At 57.8% G+C, this 17,000-nt stretch carries 14 protein-coding genes and 1 pseudogene; 7 read left to right on the forward strand and 8 right to left on the reverse strand.

What is annotated here, in order from left to right:
- Positions 1-39: 39 nt before the first annotated feature.
- The 4 genes from BWR59_RS02520 to BWR59_RS02535 all read right to left on the reverse strand — a co-directional run bounded on the left by BWR59_RS02520 (position 40) and on the right by BWR59_RS02535 (position 5,094).
- Positions 40-1,380, reverse strand: coding sequence for an aromatic acid/H+ symport family MFS transporter (locus BWR59_RS02520; protein WP_081564076.1), 1,341 nt, complete (start codon positions 1,378-1,380; stop codon positions 40-42).
- Between the two features lie 123 nt (positions 1,381-1,503).
- Positions 1,504-2,427 carry an NAD(P)-dependent oxidoreductase gene (locus BWR59_RS02525; RefSeq protein ID WP_081564077.1) on the reverse strand — a complete coding sequence of 308 codons (924 nt, stop codon included), beginning with the start codon at positions 2,425-2,427 and terminating at the stop codon, positions 1,504-1,506.
- On the reverse strand, positions 2,424-3,728 hold the full coding sequence (locus BWR59_RS02530; RefSeq protein WP_081564078.1) for a cation:dicarboxylase symporter family transporter: 1,305 nt from the start codon (positions 3,726-3,728) through the stop codon (positions 2,424-2,426). The genes BWR59_RS02525 and BWR59_RS02530 overlap by 4 nt, the downstream gene beginning before the upstream one ends.
- Positions 3,729-3,798: 70 nt before the next feature.
- Positions 3,799-5,094: an MFS transporter gene (locus BWR59_RS02535; protein ID WP_081564079.1), complete on the reverse strand. Its 1,296-nt coding sequence runs from the start codon at positions 5,092-5,094 to the stop codon at positions 3,799-3,801.
- A 692-nt stretch (positions 5,095-5,786) separates the two neighbouring features.
- Here BWR59_RS02535 and BWR59_RS02545 point away from each other — a divergent pair.
- From BWR59_RS02545 to BWR59_RS02560, 4 genes are all read left to right on the forward strand, one after another.
- Positions 5,787-8,369 (forward strand): EAL domain-containing protein, encoded by a 2,583-nt coding sequence (locus BWR59_RS02545; protein ID WP_081564081.1) that lies wholly within the window; start codon positions 5,787-5,789, stop codon positions 8,367-8,369.
- A 261-nt stretch (positions 8,370-8,630) separates the two neighbouring features.
- Positions 8,631-8,828, forward strand: coding sequence for a hypothetical protein (locus BWR59_RS02550; RefSeq protein ID WP_081564082.1), 198 nt, complete (start codon positions 8,631-8,633; stop codon positions 8,826-8,828).
- A gap of 340 nt (positions 8,829-9,168) precedes the next feature.
- Positions 9,169-9,870: a glutathione S-transferase C-terminal domain-containing protein gene (locus BWR59_RS02555; protein ID WP_081564083.1), complete on the forward strand. Its 702-nt coding sequence runs from the start codon at positions 9,169-9,171 to the stop codon at positions 9,868-9,870.
- Between the two features lie 232 nt (positions 9,871-10,102).
- Complete coding sequence (locus BWR59_RS02560) at positions 10,103-10,666, forward strand: TetR/AcrR family transcriptional regulator (RefSeq protein WP_081564084.1); 564 nt, start codon at positions 10,103-10,105, stop codon at positions 10,664-10,666.
- A 66-nt stretch (positions 10,667-10,732) separates the two neighbouring features.
- On the opposite strand, the gene BWR59_RS02565 is transcribed toward BWR59_RS02560, so the two are convergent.
- Positions 10,733-11,743, reverse strand: a complete 1,011-nt coding sequence (locus tag BWR59_RS02565) for an NAD(P)-dependent alcohol dehydrogenase (RefSeq protein WP_081564085.1) — start codon at positions 11,741-11,743, stop codon at positions 10,733-10,735.
- Positions 11,744-11,900: 157 nt separating this feature from the next.
- On the opposite strand from BWR59_RS02565, the gene BWR59_RS02570 reads away from it, so the two are divergent.
- A complete protein-coding gene (locus BWR59_RS02570; protein WP_178111206.1) occupies positions 11,901-12,815 on the forward strand; it encodes a LysR family transcriptional regulator in 915 nt (304 codons plus the stop codon).
- A gap of 119 nt (positions 12,816-12,934) precedes the next feature.
- On the opposite strand, the pseudogene BWR59_RS02575 reads toward BWR59_RS02570, so the two are convergent.
- Positions 12,935-13,150 (reverse strand): annotated as a pseudogene (locus BWR59_RS02575) (PhzF family phenazine biosynthesis protein); the annotation flags it as partial.
- Between the two features lie 4 nt (positions 13,151-13,154).
- The gene (locus BWR59_RS02580) at positions 13,155-14,111 is read right to left on the reverse strand and encodes a DMT family transporter (protein WP_081564086.1); all 957 of its coding nucleotides are present in this window, start codon (positions 14,109-14,111) and stop codon (positions 13,155-13,157) included.
- 74 nt (positions 14,112-14,185) lie between these two features.
- Between BWR59_RS02580 and BWR59_RS02585 the strand changes: the two genes are divergently transcribed.
- Both BWR59_RS02585 and BWR59_RS02590 read left to right on the forward strand, forming a co-directional pair.
- On the forward strand, positions 14,186-15,040 hold the full coding sequence (locus BWR59_RS02585) for a LysR family transcriptional regulator (protein ID WP_081564087.1): 855 nt from the start codon (positions 14,186-14,188) through the stop codon (positions 15,038-15,040).
- Positions 15,041-15,190: 150 nt separating this feature from the next.
- Positions 15,191-16,402 (forward strand): MFS transporter, encoded by a 1,212-nt coding sequence (locus BWR59_RS02590; protein WP_081564088.1) that lies wholly within the window; start codon positions 15,191-15,193, stop codon positions 16,400-16,402.
- A 24-nt stretch (positions 16,403-16,426) separates the two neighbouring features.
- Here the strand turns inward: BWR59_RS02590 and BWR59_RS02595 are convergent, their stop codons facing one another.
- A complete protein-coding gene (locus BWR59_RS02595; protein WP_081564089.1) occupies positions 16,427-16,999 on the reverse strand; it encodes a TetR/AcrR family transcriptional regulator in 573 nt (190 codons plus the stop codon).
- Position 17,000: the final 1 nt, after the last annotated feature.

The raw sequence follows: 17,000 nt of genomic DNA on the forward strand, positions 1-17,000 counted from the left end.
AAACGTTGGTAGCGAGCGCGTTTTGCGCGCTCGACAGTGTTAATGACCCGGTTGCGCGTTTAACTGGCCAGGGGTCGCTTTAGGGCCTGCCATGATCGAGATAGCGGCCAGCACCGCTGGAATGCCGAGCACGGCGAAAATCACATTCATGGGCAGCCCCAGACTCAACAAAGCGCCGCCGCTCATTGAGGCAAGGATACCGCCCGTACGTCCGATCCCCAGCATCCAGCTCACGCCTGTGGCGCGAAAGTCGGTGGGGTACTGTCCCGGCGCAAAAGCGTTGAGCCCGGTTTGAGCGCCGTTTATGCAGAATCCGGCGGCGAATACCAACGCGCCCAAGGCGGTGGTTCCGACTTCGACGAAACCCAGGGCAAAAATGCACAGCGCACCGCTGATATAGGCAAGGGCAATGATCGCTTTTGGGTTGAATCGATCCATCGCGGCGCCGACAAGGACGATGCCGAGCAGCCCGCCAAACTGAAACATAGCCGTGATGATGGCGGCGCGCTCAAGGCTGACGCCAGCATCTTTGATCAAGGTTGGCATCCAGCCGGTCAACAGGTAGATGACCACCAGCCCCATGAAGTAAGTGCACCACAAACTCAGGGTGCGACCACGATATTGGGGGTCAAACAGGCGCCGAACCTTGTTGCCGGTTTTCTGGGTGATGGCAGCCGTCGTTGCAAATACCACGCTGTCGGGGAAGCTGCCACCCATGCGTCGTAGCACAGACATGATCCGAGGCCGCGGAAAGCCGCGATTGATCATCAGGTCTACGGATTCAGGCAGCAGAAAGTACAGAACCGGCAGCAGCAACAGCGGTAAAACTCCGCCCAGCAGTAACACCGCGTGCCATCCGAGTTGCGGCACCATCCAGGCAGAGATGAAGCCGCCTGAGGCCGAACCCAGGCCGAACCCCATGAACATCAACGTGATCAGCAAACCTCGCAGGCGTTGGGGGATGTACTCCGACAAAAGCGTCGTACTGTTCGGCATTGCCGCGCCCAAACCAAGGCCGGTCAGAAAACGCAATGCGGCCAACTCCATCGGCGAACTGGCGACAGCGCTGAGCGCACTGAAAATACCGAAAGCCGCCACCGACAAGAGCAACACACGTCGACGTCCGAAACGGTCCGAATAAGGGCCCGATACAAGTGCACCAACCGCCAGCCCAACCATCGCAGCTGCCATGATCGGCCCGAAGGCGGTCCGGGAAATATTCCAGTCCTGGATGACCGCTGGCGCGATGAAACCCATGATCGCGGCATCTAGCCCGTCAAACGTAACGATAAGGAAGCACAGAAGCAGAATCAGCCATTGATAGGGTGTGACGGAGCGCCCATCGATCCATTGCTTGATGTCCACGGCAGAGCTGTTCATGGGTTTACCTTTTTATTATTGAGGGGCGAATCAGCCAGCCCGACCCGGGCTCGCGTTCGTAGCCAAAGCTTAAATCAAACGCGGCCAGGCTTCGTCTGTGAACTGTTTAAGCAGGAATCCCTTTTATTTATTGGAAAACTCTCTGATGTCCGCATACGGGTACAGCGCGTCCACCAGGGACTGCCAGTTGAAAGGGTCCGCGTAAACGATTCCCCGGTCCGCCATCGCGTCGACCAGTCCTCGCTGTGTGGCGACAATTGCCTGGCTCATTGTTGGCGTTACACCGACATCTGCGGCCGTCTTGGCGACTTCCTCCATCTCTTCGGCACGCCTGCGCCCGTGCTCGGCAACCCGGCTGATCAGGTAGTGCGGTTGTGCCGCATTCCAACCCATGTCCGGGAAGCTCTTGTGCAGTGATGCCAGCACCATTTCTTCGGCATTGTATTGTCGTGCCGTTGAAAGGCACTCAGTGGTCAGGGCCTCAAGGCCCTTGATCATGATGCTGCGACACATCTTGATAGCCGATGCCACCCCGATGCTGTCGGCGACGACCCGAACGTTAAACTCCAGAGGCTCGAGCCACCGAGCAAGCGCGGCAGCCTCTGTACCGCCGAGCAAGATCGGCGTCTGCAGCCGCTGTGGCGGGACTGGGGCCATCACCGCCGCATCTATGTAATGGGCGCCGCAAGCTTTGAGTGCAGCTCGGGCTGCCTGCTTCGTGGCGGGGGCAACGGAATTGATGTCCATGAACAGCTGGCCTGGCTGTAGCGCCTCTGCGAGCTCGGTGGCCACCGATAAAGCGGACCCGGCCGTCACTGCCGAAATCACCAGTTGAACATTCTGAACAGCTGCAGCCGCAGATGCACAAGCTTCAACATTCGCTGTCTGCGCCTTGGCTTTGACAGCATCGCGTCGGGCCGCGTCGTGGAGCAGACGATCATAAATCTGCACCGACACGCCCTGTGCAGCCAGATCCTGGGCGAGGATCCCGCCGGCCTCGCCAAAGCCAATCACGGCGACGCGCTGTAATGAATTGCTCGTTGTCATTTTGCAGTTTCCTCAAGGGGCTGGTGGGCGACTTCAGATAGGGGTTGATCGGGGGCCAGGCAGGCGTCGAAGCGCTGCTGATCAAAGAGCTTTTCCCACCGGCAGATCACGAACACAGCGACGCTGTTGCCGATGACATTGGTGGTCGATGTGGCAATGGCCAGCACGCGATCAATGCCAAAGAGCAAACCGAGCGCCCCTAACGGTAAAACCCGCACCGACTCCAGAGTCGCTGCCAGTTTGATGACGGCGCCACCCGCTGCGCCAGCGCCGCCTTTGGAGGTCAACAGCATCACGGCGAGCAAGCTCAGCTGCTGCTCCCAGCTCAACGCGGTGTCGGTTGCCTGGGCCAGAAATCCCAGGCCACACGCCATGTAAAGGCACGCGCCATCAATGTTGAAGCTGTACCCGGCGGGCAGAACGAACCCGACAACTGCTTCATCGCAACCGGCCTGAGTCAGCTTGGTAACCAGCTTGGGAAAGGCCGCTTCGCTCGAAGCAGTGCCCATGGCGATCACAGCTTCCTCTTTAATGACTCGCAGTATCTTGAGGATCGAGAAACCGGCCAGGGCCGCAACACTGCCCAGGATCAGGAAGATGAAGATCAAGACGCTGGCGTAGTACGTGAGGATGTAGCGGAGCAAATACAGCAGCGTTTCAGAGCCGAAGCTGCCTACAGCTGCCGCCATCGCCCCGAAAGCGCCAAGAGGGGACAGCCGCATGATGTAAGCCAACAACTTGAACGTGACGGTCTGACCTTCATTCAGCAGGCGCATGCCGATCCAGTCCGGCTTGGCACACCGTGCGAGCGCGAGCCCCACCAGCACCGATACGAACAGCACCGGCAAAATGTCGCCCCCCACGAAAGCAGAGGCAAACGTCTTGGGGATGATGGAGAGGAGAAAGTGCTCCAGGCTGAAGCCGCCGTTGGACATGGCGGCGTTGACCGTGGCGGCCTGGCCTGCGGCGAGGCTATCGCCCATATGAGCATGCAATCCGTCGCCGGGGCGGACCAGCGATACCACGGTAAAACCCACCACCATCGCCAGGCTGCTGACCACTTCAAAGTAGATCAGCGTCTTGATACCAATCCTTCCCAGCCGACGAAAATCGCCGATGTGGGCGATGCCGTGAACGACGGTGAAAAAAATGATGGGCCCAAGAAGCATCTTCAGAAGCGCGATGAAGGCAGTCCCGAGAGGTTTCATTTTTACTGCGATTTCGGGGGCAAGCAGACCGAGTGCGATGGCCAGTGCCATTGCGATGAGGACTTGTATGTAAAGCTTTGCGAGTAGTTTCATAGGTCTCTCGACATTTATTTTTTTTGTCGAGAGAAAGGGTGGCACGACCGGCCACCCAGGGATAATGCGTTCAGCTTGTACTGCTATACCTTTCGCTTATGCCGTTACTGTTGTGGGGCGACTCTGGCGCTGCGGCTTCCACAGCCGTCAAGTCTGCCCCTGTGGCATTTGGTAGGCACAGCGCGGCCAGAAAGCCGATCAAGTAGGAGCCGATCGCGAATGAGCCCATGGCCACCGGCAAGCTCATATGAACAGATGCGAAACCGACTGCCGCGGGCATGATCGACCCGAAACCACGACCGAAGCTGGTGCAGAACCCGGCGCCGTTGGCGCGCATGCGAGTGGGATAAAGCTCCGAGAACGTCAACGGCAAACCGGAAGCCAATCCTCCTTGAAACGCGCCCAGGAACAAGCCTAGCGCCAGAATGATGCTCATATGGATGTCAGCGAACATGTACACCGATACCACCACCGCCTGACAGACGAGAAACAGCATGAACGCACGGCCCCGGCCAATGCGATCACTGAGCAGGCCGTAGACGAAGGGGCCAATCAACGAACCGATAATGTTCACGGCCAGGTAGCCCGACGTCGATGCGATCGGCAGGTTCAGCACGGTGCGCATATAGGTCGGTAGCCAGGTGATCATAATGTAAGCACCGCCAAAAATGCCGCTGGCAAGAATGGTGCTGATGATCGTGACTCGACGATGCTCGGCAGCAAAGATGGCTTTGAGGTCGATGCCTTTGCTGTTTTTGCGGCTTTGATTGAATGCGGCGGACTCTGGCACCAATCGGCGGATGAACCAGATCAGCAGTGCGGGAAGCAGGCCGATGGCAAAGAATGCGCGCCAGGCGACGTCTTCCGGCAAGAAATTGAACAATACCGGCATAGTGGCCAGAGAGATCGCATAGCCCACGGCATATCCACTCTGCACCGAGGCAGCGACGCGCCCGCGTAAAGCGGGTTTGATCGCCTCGCTGATCAACACTGCGCCAACAACTGCTTCACCGCCGTATCCGATGCCCTGTAAGAACCGAACCGGCAAAAAACTCCAGAAGCCTGTACAGAAAGCGCCCATGCACGTGAACACCGCCACCCAAAGCACGGTGCCTTGCATCACTTTGATCCGACCGTAGCGGTCGGCCAGCATACCTGCGCCCCATCCGCCCAAGGCACTGCCGATGAGCGAAACCGAGCCCAGCAGGCCAGCGTCTGACTTGCTCAGGCTGAGCACTGTCATTAGCACCGGCATCATCAACGCGAAAATCGTCGCGTCCATGGAGTCGAGAGTAAAACCGCCGAAACACGCCCAATAGGTACGCTTTTCGGTGGACGTAAGATCGGAATACCAACCCAGTCGCATGTGTCGATCCTTATTTTTTTATGACAATAAGGTCGAGGCTATACGGAAGGGGCTGTGAACATGACTTGATTGCTTTATCGAGCGGACGGTTTTTTTTATAGGAAGGTTCATTGTTGTCAGCAGGAGAGGGGAGACATGACGAATGAAGAGAATCACGTACGGTTGATCGCGCCACCTGCGAGGGCCGGCGCAGGATTGAGGCGACAAAACAAGCGGTGCACTGCCGCCGACGCCATAGGGCCCAAGCTTGCAGGTGGCGCGCGACGGCTTGTGACAGAGGCCGATGGACTTGAGCCCCGAATTCGATCCGGCACGACAACCCTGCGTTGTCGCCAGGGTGGGACATCTGGATGAGGTATCACCAGGGCATTTGTCAGGTCGAGCGAACAGTCGACGCCTGCGATGGTGGGGGGCGGCCGCCACCCATTTGATGCCAATTGGCAACTCAGCCCCTCCCAGCGCCTTATCCAGATTCCGCAAAATCCCGAAATGCCCGATAAAGCTCTTCAGCCTCGGACTGCCGACAGGTTTTCGAAGGGTGGATTTTCGGCGCTTGCGCTGGCGACCGACAAGATCAACTTGGACCTCGAGTTGCGGGGCAAGCCTCACGGTAAGACGAACATGCTCAACATCGAGCGCATCATGCCGATACAACTCGTATGCATGGCTCGAAAAAATGCGCTACGGAAATTATGAAAAATCTGCCCAAATCCCTTAAGCCGGAAAACCACCGCTCCACGGTTGCGCTGACTCGCAGCTCTCTTTTTAATTTCGTCGCCTTGTTGATAGGTGTCTTCCTGCTGGCGAGCTGTATGTTGCTGTTTCTGGCCAGGGATCTGGATAAAACCGAGGAAGAAGAAAGCGCTTTTTACACCGCCAAAGCCGTGCATGCCTCAGAGAGGGGCGTGGCTTCGACGCTTAAGGACTACGCATTCTGGGGAGACGCTTATAAACACCTTCATCTACAGGTCGATCCTGAATGGGCCTATGTTCGCCAGAATATCGGGGCGACGCTCTATGCAGACTTCGGGTTCCAAGGGCTGTTCGTCATCGACGAGAGTGGCAGAACCGTTTATGCAGTGGTCGACGGTGAACTGAAAAATATCTCGATTGAGGACTGGCTGGGGCAGCCATCAGGCGCTTTGGTTGCCCAGGCGCGAAAGGTGGCATCTGAGGAGACGCCTGTAACCTCCTTCATGAACGTGAACGGTGTTCCCGCGATTGTCGCCGCTGCGGCCATAACCCCAGGCACGGACCCGACGGTCGAACCCGATGATCGATCTGCGTCTGTGCTGATTTTTGTCGACGTACTGACCGACGACAAACTGGCTAAGCTGGGCCGGGATTACGGTGTACAAGATCTGCGTGTCGCCGCCCCAACCGAACGGCATCAGGCATCCTATTTTGCGCTTGGAGATAACGGTGAGGGCGGTGCCTTGCGCTGGACGCCGCCCACGCCGGGGCATCGCCTTCTCGCCCTTGGATTACCTCTGACGGGCTTCGCTGCTTTGCTGGTCTGCTTGATGGCATGGGTGATCTTGCGCCGCACCACCGCTGCTGCAAGTGCGCTGGATGAAAGCTATCTTTCGCTGCAGCGCAGCCAAGCGGCCTTGGCCACAAGCGAGGCCCGGTTTCGCGATGTCGTCGAAGCGAGTTCAGACTGGGTCTGGGAGATTGATCAGGACTGGTGCTTCACTTATCTTTCCGAGCGATTTGAGGCGGTCACTGCGTTCTCTCGACAGGACTGGATCGGCGTATCCATAGACACGTTGCTCAACAGTCAGATGGGGACGGTTTCGCAGTGGTTGTCGATCCCGAATCGCAAACCGGACATAACGATCTCCTGCCGCTACATCGATACCCAGGGCGAGGAACGTGTCACTCGCCTTTCTGCTCGGCAGCTACCTGAAGGCGGTTTTCGCGGGACCGCCACTGACATTACTGAGGAAGTCGAAGCGCGTCGGCGCATTGAGTTTTTATCTCAGCACGACGCCCTGACGGGTCTTTCAAACCGTGTCAGGCTGCAAGAGTTTCTGGACGGAAAGTTCAAGGCGCTGCCGACCAAAGAGCAGCCGCTGGTCATGCTCAGTCTGGACCTGGACAGATTCAAACCTGTCAATGATCTGCTGGGACACGCTGCTGGTGACAGAGTGCTTAACGACATTTCAGCTCGGCTGTCGGAGTGTGTTCGCCACGGAGATCTGGTAGCGCGGGTAGGCGGGGATGAGTTCGTGCTGATTCTCACCGATGCAAAGGACCCGGAGGAGGTTGAGTCGTTATGCCGCCGTCTCATTGAGTCGATCGAGATGCCTGTGGTAGTCGATGAACAGGAAGTGTTTGTCAGCGCCAGTATCGGTATCGCGATGGCGCCGACCGACGCACGAGAGGCCGCCGAGTTGCTACGTTATGCAGACATCGCCCTCTATGAAGCGAAAGCCGGTGGTCGTAGCACCTGGCGTTTTTATGCCGGTGACATGAATGCCCGCATCATCGAGCGGCGTCGCCTGGAGAGTGATCTGCGATTTGCGATCAAGCACGGTGAGCTGAGGTTGCACTTCCAGCCTCGGTTCAGGATTGCTGACGGCAAGATGGTAGGGGCCGAAGCGTTGGTCCGCTGGCAACATCCTCAAAGAGGGTTGGTATCGCCCGAGAAATTCATACCGATTGCCGAGGAAACGGGGCTGATTTTGCCGCTGGGCGACTGGGTCATGAGGACAGCCTGCAACTATGCAGCGCAATGGCCGGCCCACCTGTTCGTTTCAGTGAATCTCTCTCCCGCTGAATTCAAGCGCGGTAATCTGATTGCACGCGTACAACAGGCCCTCGATGAGAGCCGCATTGCACCGTCTCGCGTTGAGTTCGAGATTACAGAGGGTGTGATGCTCGAAGACGCTGTAGGTGCTTTGGAGGTGATGCACAAACTCAAACGCCTGGGGGTTCGCATTGCCATGGATGACTTTGGTACCGGATATTCTTCACTCAGCTATCTGCGGACTTTTCCCTTTGATGGCCTGAAGATAGATCGCTCCTTTTTGACCCGCCTGGGTGAGAGTGAAGACGACCAGACCATCGTTCAGGCGATTGTCGGTCTGGGTAAGGCGCTTTCGTTGACGGTCACGGCGGAAGGCATCGAAACGGCCGAACATCTCGCATTGTTGAAAGCGGTTGCTTGCGAAGAAGGTCAAGGCTATTTCCTGAGTCGTCCGCTGGAAGCGGAGGCCTTTGATGTATTGCTGGGCGAGACGCAGAGCTCAGAATTCAATAAGAAGAGTTGAGAGAAGCAATACCCCCTAGGTGGTGGCCGGGCGCGTTGCGACACTGGTCAAGTAGATCCATCACGGGGCCAGCCGGGCGTTTGCCCAGCACCACGCTGCGCAGACGGTCGTTTACCTGCGGCAGGTGCCTGACCTGGGCATCATCAATGCCGGGCTGTTCGATGCGCTGGTAGACGAGGTGGAGCAAGCGATGGAAGACTGGCAGCCCAGGCGGGATGCGAATGGCCATCTGCTGAACGAATGACTCGAAAGGACTCCATCATGCACGACGCTTTGACGCACTCTATTCGCTACCTGCGGCACGTCAGCCGGGCGCGTCTGGAGGCCAGTTGTGAAGCGCTCAAGGGACGGATCGAAAAAGCCCGCCACGAGGGTGCGGTGACTGACGAGCAGGCTGCGCAGCTGATTCATGATGTGCATAACGAGCGGGCGCGGGTCATCCGTCCCGCCATGGATTAAACCGCCTCCTGAAAACCCGGCCGTTTCATCTGGGAGTGACTGCGCCTGGCCGAGAGTTGCTTGACTTCACTGTCACGTTATACAAGCCAACCGAACCTTAAAGCTTTCCCAATTGGGGGGCAGGCGCCGCTGTTTTTTGTCTACGAATACTTTCCATATTCAACGTCAGACCTCGCCGTCACTGGTCCCACGAGCTCATGGTCGGGCGCGCCTGAAAATCAGCAGCACCCGCAAGACTAACAATCGTGAGGTAGGTGTTGACTGGAAGGAAAATGAGGAATAGATTCAACTACACCTAACGAACGTTAGGTAGATTTCCCTCTTCCTTCTGGAGCTGACCATGACCGATAAACTGCAACTCTTCACCTCTCCCTCGGCTTTCCCGAACCCTCAGCGCCTGCGCTTGTTCATGCACGAAAAGGGAATCGCGGATCTGTTCGAAGAAACGATTTATGACATGGCACCTGGAGGGGAGCAGCGCGGGTGGCGTCACCTCAATATGAATCCATGGGGTGAAACGCCCACGTTGAAACTCGCAGACGGCAGTTTCATTTCCGAGACGGCAGCGATCGTTCGCTATCTCGATCAGTCCTATCCGGGTCGCAAGATCATGGGTGAAACCGCATTGGAGCAGGGGCTCGACAACATGTGGGATAACCGGGTCTGGGTGCATATCCTGTACCGGATCGTGACGGCGTTTCACGTGTTGCACACCGGGTTGGGCTTCAAGCTTGAACTGACGAAGAACGAGGCGTGGGGCGAGCACTGTCGCAAGGAAGCGTTAGCCCATGCAGCGTTGGTCAATCGTCATCTGTCCGATGGCCGCGAATGGTTGCTGGGCGGCGATGCTCCAACCTTTTCTGACATCACTCTGGCAACCGCGATTGCGTTCTCCAAATTCCCGGTCAACGCGACCCCTCTGGATGAGCGTTTCGAGTTCATTGACGCCTATTGGCAGCGCTGGCAGAAACGCCCAAGCTTTCAGGCTGCATATGCTGATCGGAGCAGCGGAATTCCGGAATTGGATTCGCCGTCTGAGTGACCTCGTGCTGCGTGAGTAGAGTCGTCGGGACCGCAATGCATGGCGTTCCCGGCGGAGCTATTTCTAACGCGAAACGCTCAGATGATGGGAGGTAATCAACATGCCTCATCAGCATGAGCTGGACCATTAAAGTCCGGTGCCAGATGCAGAAGGCGGCTACCTAACAAAAGGTAGGCTTTTGATTTAGTATGGCGGTCTTCCGATAACCTGGCCAAATGACAAAGGCAAAGCAATGACGATCAACGCCCGAGAGGCCATCCTGCTGGCGGCAAGAAATATCGCCCAGTCCCAAGGCTACAACGGCTTGAATTTCCGCGATCTGGCCACTGAGGTCGGAATCAAGCCTGCGAGTATTTATTACCACTTCCCGAGCAAGGCTGATCTTGGTGTTGCTGTCGCCAGGCGGTATTGGGAAGACGGCGCTGCGGCGCTGGAGGTGATCTCTCAGGAAACGCCAGACGCTCTCGACGCACTGCGTCGTTTCCCCGAGATTTTTCGGCGCTCACTGGAGGCCGATAACCGTCTCTGTTTGGGCAGCTTTGTGGGCGCTGAAACTGACAATTTGCCGGCAGAGATGACTCAGGAAATTCAGGCCTTTGCAGAAGTGAATGTGGCTTGGCTGAGCAAGCTTCTGGTAGCCGCCAACGTATGCGAGCCGGCAGACAGCGAGAAGCGGGCACGCGCGATTTTTTCGGCCGTGGCGGGTGCTCAGCTTATCGCCAGAAGCCGATCAGACATTTCGATATTCGACTCATTGATAGATACCTATCGTGCATATGGACCATTGCCGACATAAGTTGATGCTATCGAGCGGGCCAGCCACCATCTGCCCAATGGTGGCAACCGGGTTTCACCCGCTGAATCAGGAAACGTTGATGACCACTTTGCCGAAGGCTCCCCTTGCCAAATGCTCGAACGCTTTGCGGGCATCTTCGAGCGCGTAGATTTGGTCAATCACCGGCCGGATCGCGTGTTCGTTCAGGAATGCGTTCATGCGATCAAACGCTGATCGAGGTGCCACGGCGATTCCTCGGACGGTGGTCTGGCGGAAGATCAACGGCATCAGGCTCAGTGTTGTGCTTTGCCCGGTGAGAAAGCCAATTTGCGCGATCTTCCCCGCTGCCTTGGTCGCCAGAATCGACTGGTTCAAACCCTCGCCACCGGCGACATCCAGTAGCAGGTCGACGCCCTTGCCGTTGGTGAGCTTCAAAACTTCTTCTTCCCATCGCGGATATGTCCGGTAGTTGATGCCAGCCACCGCGCCGAGCTTCTTCACCGCCTCGAGATTGGCATCACTGCTTGAGGTCACCATCACATTGGCGCCAAGCGCGGTGGCGAGTTGTACAGCGAAAATCGACACGCCGCCGGTGCCTTGCACCAGAACGGTCTGGCCAGGTTGGATCTGACCATAATCAACCAATGAGAACCATGCCGTCAGGGCGGCGATGGGAAGCGTCGAAGCTTCTTCGTCTGACATGTTGTCTGGCGCACGCACGGCACTTTCTTCGTGAATGATCATGTATTCGGCCAGGCCGCCGGGCAGGGGCATGCCAAAGCAGTAGGCGGGTTCATCCGGCCCCGGTTCGCCATCCAGCCAGCGCGAGTAGAGGTGCGAATTGACGCGGTCGCCAACCTTGAAGCGGTTTACGCCTTCACCTACCGCGACGACCGTGCCTGAAGCATCGCTGACCGGGATCAGAGCTTTGGGCACCAGATGGGGTTCATAGAAGCCATCGACGATGGCCTTATCGCGGAAATTCAACGAAACCGCGCCCACTTTCACCAGCAGCTCGCCAGCTTTGGGGTCAGGAGTGCCCGTCTCGCCGAGGGCCAGATTATCGAGACCGAAGTCGTTCAGAAGCCATGCTTTCATGTGTCGTTCTCCACTTGGGTTCCCAGTTGACGACATTCTCATCAAGGGTGGCTGCGGGATAAATGCCTGGTACGGCACAGGATTGTTATTTGTGGAGATAACAATCAGAGTGACTGCTTGCGTTGGATACGCAACAAATCATGAGTGAGATGACGTTATGGAATTGCTCCAGTCCATGCAGGTATTCGCCCGGTTGGCCGAACTCGGCAGCTTCACCCGCGCAGCCGACGCGATGCAGATCGGCCGCCCTCAAGTCACGCGAGCGATCCAGGAACTGGAAGCCTCCCTGGGCGTACGTCTGTTTCAGCGCACCACCCGTACGGTGCGACTGACCTCCGAAGGAGAGCAGTTCTACGAGCGCGTCAAATCGATTCTTGGCGAAGTCGCGAGTGCGACGGCGATGTTTGCGTCTCCACGCTCAACCCTCCGTGGTCGACTGCGAGTCGACATTCCGACGGCGTTTTCCGAACCTGGTCTCATCGAAAGCCTGCGTACGTTTGCGACGCTCTTCCCTGCAATCGAGCTGGCCCTCGGGGTGACTGATCGGACTGTGGACCTGGTTGCCGAGGGCGTGGACTGTGCTTTGCGGATTGGTGAATTACCCAGTTCCAGCCTCGTGGCCCGTCGCATCGGCCTGGCGACCATGGTCACCTGCGCGGCGCCGCGATACCTGGCGGAACATGGCGAGCCCCAAAGCCTTGAGGACTTGAATGCGCACCGCGGCGTGACCTTCCTGTCAGGCCACAACCAGCGGCCACAGGCCTGGCGCTTCGTCGATGGGGGTCGTGAGCAATTTCATGTCAGTCGCCAAGGCATCACCGTCAACGAGTCCAACGCTTACGTAGAGTGCGGGGTCGCAGGCTTTGGCATTCTCCAGGCCCCTGGGATTACGCTGGATCGGTTTCTTGCGCAAGGCACATTGGTTGAGGTGCTGCGCCCCTATCGTCCGCACCCAAGGCCTGTCTCAGTGCTGTACCCAAGCCGCTCGCACCTGGCGCCGCAGGTTGAGGTGTTTGTGGATTGGGTGCGCGAGCAGTTCCCTCGACTTTATGGACGGTGGCTTGAGGATTAGGCAGGTCATCCTGTGAATATGGATCTGCCGAGGGACAGAATCGGCCGACAACTGACGTCACCCACGGGCACGTAACTACACCTGAGGCAGACTGTTGAGGCGTTAACCGCGCGGCTGGGTTAGAGGCTGATAATCCCTTCCAGATACTGCACGGCATCCCCCGCCACAAACACGCGCCCATCTGCTACGCGACAGTCCAGCACACCGCCGCGCTGAGAGGCCTGCAACGCCGACAGGCGCGTCTTGTTATAACGCTGCGCCCAGTAAGGCGCCAGGCCGGCATGGATAGAGCCGGTCACGGGGTCCTCGGCCCCACCATTTGCCGGCCAGAAGTAGCAGTCAACCTGCCGGGCTATCGGTGTCATATGACGCGGTTTTAGCCTCGGCGCGCCCGACCATCCAGATACCTGTGGCAGAAATCGCCATCCCGGCCGCCATCTCCCATGACAGAGGTTCATCGAACATGGCCCAGGCCCAGAGCATGGTGATCGGCGGGCTAAGGTAGAGCACGCTGGCGACGCGGGTCGCAGAGGTCCGACGCAAACATACCCAGTACAACCCATAGCCGCCGAGTGTAGACAGCCCGACCGTCCAAAGTACGCTCATAGCGAAACCCGCCGTGGGGATCGGCATCAGACTGCCTTGACTCCCCTCAATGGCGGCGAAGGCAAAACTCGAGACGAAACACTGGAGCCAGAGGTTCGCAAGCAGGTCCAATGACTGTGAGTTGCTGGCGTGTTTTTGCCACAACGTCGCCACTGCCAGAGAAAGCATTCCCGCCACCGGCAGGCCGTAGGCCCACAGCGGTGCATCACCCACCACCAGCGCGCCATGGGTCACCCACAATACGCCGACCAATCCAACGATCAGCCCCATCCAGACCTGGCGAGCCAACCGCTCGCCCAATGCCAGTGCTGCCAGCAGTGCCATCCCCAGTGGCAGCAGGTCTGCGCACAGCGCCGCCAGCCCCGCCGGAACGCCGAGCGCGATGCCCTGAGTCACGCCAGTCAGATAGCCCGCCATCGCCAGCAGCCCTATGCCTGCATTTTTTAGCAGGATGGAAAAAGGGGTTCTGCGTAGCGTCCGATACACGAAGGGGAGCAGAACGAGGGAAACCACCACACATCGCCAGAACACCACCAGCAGCGCTGGGGCGTAATCGATGGAAAAGCGTGCGCCAATGAATCCGGAACTCCAGGTCAGCAGTAGCCCCGCCTCAAGCAAGGGCAGCGGCAATGTGTGAAGCCCGTGGCGACGGATCGGCTTTTTATGATGAGTCGAAATGTGCTGATTCATGCCCACAGGCTACGAGCGTAGAGTAATCTAATAAATCAAAATATCTTGCATCAGTTGTTCAACCGGATTGAATCATGACGGCGATTCTCGACATCGATCTGTTACGCACCTTCCATGCTGTGGTGCGCGTTGGGAAATTCAGCGCAGCAGCCGAGCAGCTGCATAAAAGCCCGGCTGCGGTAAGTGTCCACATCCAGCGTCTTGAGGCGGTGGCCGGCGGCCGTCTGCTGAACCGAGATAACCAGTCAGTCTCCCTCACTGCGTTGGGAAAGCGCCTGCTGATCTCGACCGCCGAGCTGTTACGTACACACGATCAAGCCTTGGCGGATCTGCGTGGCGCTCAGCTCGCAGGACGCATCACATTGGGCGTTCCTGACGAATACGCGGCGCATGTCATTCAAGACATCCTGCCGACCTTTGTGGCTGCCTGGCCAAACGTGGTGCTGGAGCTCAAGACCGGGCCGAGCTATGCGCTGAGAGACCTGGTCCAACGCGGCAAATTGCAGGCCGCGGTGGTCGCGCAGCCCAAGGGAGAGGCAGACCCCGACACTGAGGTGCTGATGTCCACCACGCCCGTCTGGGTCGGAGCGGCCAATGCTGCGATGGCGCTCAAGGATCCGCTGCCACTGGCGGTTCACGCCGTGCAATGTCCTTATCGCGAAGCCATGAATGCATCGCTCAAGGCGTCGGGCCGCCGCTCGCGGATCGTCCTCGAAAGCCCCTCCAATCAGGCAGTCAAGGCGTGTGTGGAGGCAGGGCTGGCGGTCAGCCTGATTGACCGTGGCAAAGTCACCGAGCGCATGCAGATACTGGAGGGGCTGCCGGTCATTCCTGACCATGACATTGTGTTCGTGCGCAACACTGCATCTCGCGCAGATAAAGCTGTGGACCTATTGGCGCACGCGATGCGGCAGTCGTTTCGGTTGTAGCAAGTAGGCTTCTAAGGCGGGTGACGCGCGGTTGGGATGGGCTGGTAAGAGCGGATTGACAAAGCATCAAGCAGGTGCTGGGAAGCCGACGCTGAATGTGTAACGATATGTTTCTCGGCTCTGATGCGGCCACCCTGGGAAACGATGCAGATGCTCGCTGCCTTCAGACATTATCCGTTTTCGGTCAATTTGCTGCTGCTGTCGTCGCTGTTCCTGACAATGGGCCGAGCAATTACCTTGCCCTACATGGTTATTTATCTGTCCTCCAACTTCGCGTTGGGAGTCAGTGACATCGGTCTGGTAGTCGGCAGCGCCATGCTCGTTGGCTCGCTGCTGAGCGTGTACGGCGGCTACCTGACAGACAAAATATCCAGCTATCGACTGATCCTGGCCTTTACGGGGTTTTTCACCCTGGGCTTCATCGGGATGTGCGTTACTGCGCACCTTTGGATGTTTTTCCTGTTTCTGGTGGCATTCAATTTTGCTTATTCGGTGATCGATGTTGTGGTGAAGGCCGCGTTCGGCAAACTGCTGCCAGAAGCCGAGCGGGGCAAAGTGTTTTCGGTGCGCTACTCGCTGATCAATATCGGCTACGCGGTGGGGCCGTTCATTGGCGCAGGGTTCGCGCACATGGACATGAAATTGCCGTTCCTCATCTCAGCGGCCCTGGGCGTCGGGACCTTTCTGACGTATATGATCTGGGGTGACAGGACGCTCACCCCCACTGACCGGGCCAGTCCGCCCATCTCCTTCGCTTCTGTGGGGCGCATTCTGCTGAAAGATTACCGTCTGGTCTGCTTCACCATTGGCGGCGCGCTGAGCGCAGTAGCGTTCGGCCAGTTCACCGGCTATATCTCGCAATACCTTGTGACTACAAGCACACCCGAATTCACCTATCAGGTCATCAGCGCGGTGGTGGCCGTGAATGCGACGGTGGTGATCTGTCTGCAGTACCTCGTCGGCAAGCGCATCACCAACGAGCATCTGAATCGATGGTTGACCGCGGGCTTCAGTCTGTTTCTGCTAGGGGTTGTCGGATTTGCGTTGTCCACCAGCGTGTTGCATTGGGCCGTGGCAGTAGGAATATTCACCGTGGGGGAAGTCATTGTGTTCCCCGCCGAGTACATGTTCATCGATCGCATCGCGCCCGAGCATTTGCGCGGCATGTATTACGGTGCGCAAAACCTGTCGAGCCTTGGCGGCGCACTGGGCCCGGTATTGTGCGGATTTGCATTGGCATCCCAGCCACCGCATTTCATGTTTTATATGCTCGCTGCCTTCATCGTGGCAGGTGGGTGTTTTTACTTGATGGGTGCCTCTTTCTCCAACCGCCATGACTATGGATGCAGTGATCACGATTGATCGGTGCATCGCACGAGGGGGGCGTTAATGCCCCAACCGCCGGTTCACCATCTGGATCAAGCGCTCGCCTATATTCTCAATCCCCTTGTTCTGCGCCACGACCTGAGCGCCCTCCATGAGTACAGTCAGCTCCTGCGCGACCTGCTCAGGCTCGCTCAAAGCCATGGCGGTGCAGAGTGCAGTCATTCGAGCGAACTGCGCTTTTTTGTGGGCCACGATCAGCTGACGGGCCGGATGATCAACCTCTGGCAGCTCTGCCAACGTATTGGTGAACGGGCAGCCGCGGTAACCCGAACCTTCCAGACCCGCAACGATGAAGTCAAGAAATCCCAAGAGCTGCTGGCGTGGCGAATCTGGATGCTGCGATGCCAGGCGGTCGAAGACATCGCTGTAGCTTTCGGTTAGCCGCTCAAGCCACTCCAGAATCAATGCGTCCTTGTTTTCGAAGTGTCGGTAGGCGGTCATTTTGGTTGACCCTGCCAGTGCCGCGATCGCATCCACGCTGACGCGGGTGATCCCTTGCTCCATGAACAATCTCTGAGCCGCCTCGATGATGCGTTCTCTTGGCGGAAGCTGGGGTGTGGGTGACGCGCGCATG

The organism is Pseudomonas sp. Bc-h, assembly GCF_002080045.1.
Classification (GTDB): domain Bacteria; phylum Pseudomonadota; class Gammaproteobacteria; order Pseudomonadales; family Pseudomonadaceae; genus Aquipseudomonas.

What these genes read in the sequence shown, in the direction of transcription:
- BWR59_RS02550 (WP_081564082.1), top strand. Translation starts at nt 8,631, where the DNA reads ATGCACGACGCTTTGACGCACTCTATTCGCTACCTGCGGCACGTCAGC.
- BWR59_RS02545 (WP_081564081.1), top strand. Translation starts at nt 5,787, where the DNA reads ATGAAAAATCTGCCCAAATCCCTTAAGCCGGAAAACCACCGCTCCACG.
- BWR59_RS02565 (WP_081564085.1), bottom strand. Translation starts at nt 11,743, where the DNA reads ATGAAAGCATGGCTTCTGAACGACTTCGGTCTCGATAATCTGGCCCTC.
- BWR59_RS02530 (WP_081564078.1), bottom strand. Translation starts at nt 3,728, where the DNA reads ATGAAACTACTCGCAAAGCTTTACATACAAGTCCTCATCGCAATGGCA.
- BWR59_RS02580 (WP_081564086.1), bottom strand. Translation starts at nt 14,111, where the DNA reads ATGAATCAGCACATTTCGACTCATCATAAAAAGCCGATCCGTCGCCAC.
- BWR59_RS02535 (WP_081564079.1), bottom strand. Translation starts at nt 5,094, where the DNA reads ATGCGACTGGGTTGGTATTCCGATCTTACGTCCACCGAAAAGCGTACC.
- BWR59_RS02595 (WP_081564089.1), bottom strand. Translation starts at nt 16,999, where the DNA reads ATGCGCGCGTCACCCACACCCCAGCTTCCGCCAAGAGAACGCATCATC.
- BWR59_RS02560 (WP_081564084.1), top strand. Translation starts at nt 10,103, where the DNA reads ATGACGATCAACGCCCGAGAGGCCATCCTGCTGGCGGCAAGAAATATC.
- BWR59_RS02520 (WP_081564076.1), bottom strand. Translation starts at nt 1,380, where the DNA reads ATGAACAGCTCTGCCGTGGACATCAAGCAATGGATCGATGGGCGCTCC.
- BWR59_RS02590 (WP_081564088.1), top strand. Translation starts at nt 15,191, where the DNA reads ATGCTCGCTGCCTTCAGACATTATCCGTTTTCGGTCAATTTGCTGCTG.
- BWR59_RS02555 (WP_081564083.1), top strand. Translation starts at nt 9,169, where the DNA reads ATGACCGATAAACTGCAACTCTTCACCTCTCCCTCGGCTTTCCCGAAC.
- BWR59_RS02570 (WP_178111206.1), top strand. Translation starts at nt 11,901, where the DNA reads ATGGAATTGCTCCAGTCCATGCAGGTATTCGCCCGGTTGGCCGAACTC.
- BWR59_RS02585 (WP_081564087.1), top strand. Translation starts at nt 14,186, where the DNA reads ATGACGGCGATTCTCGACATCGATCTGTTACGCACCTTCCATGCTGTG.
- BWR59_RS02525 (WP_081564077.1), bottom strand. Translation starts at nt 2,427, where the DNA reads ATGACAACGAGCAATTCATTACAGCGCGTCGCCGTGATTGGCTTTGGC.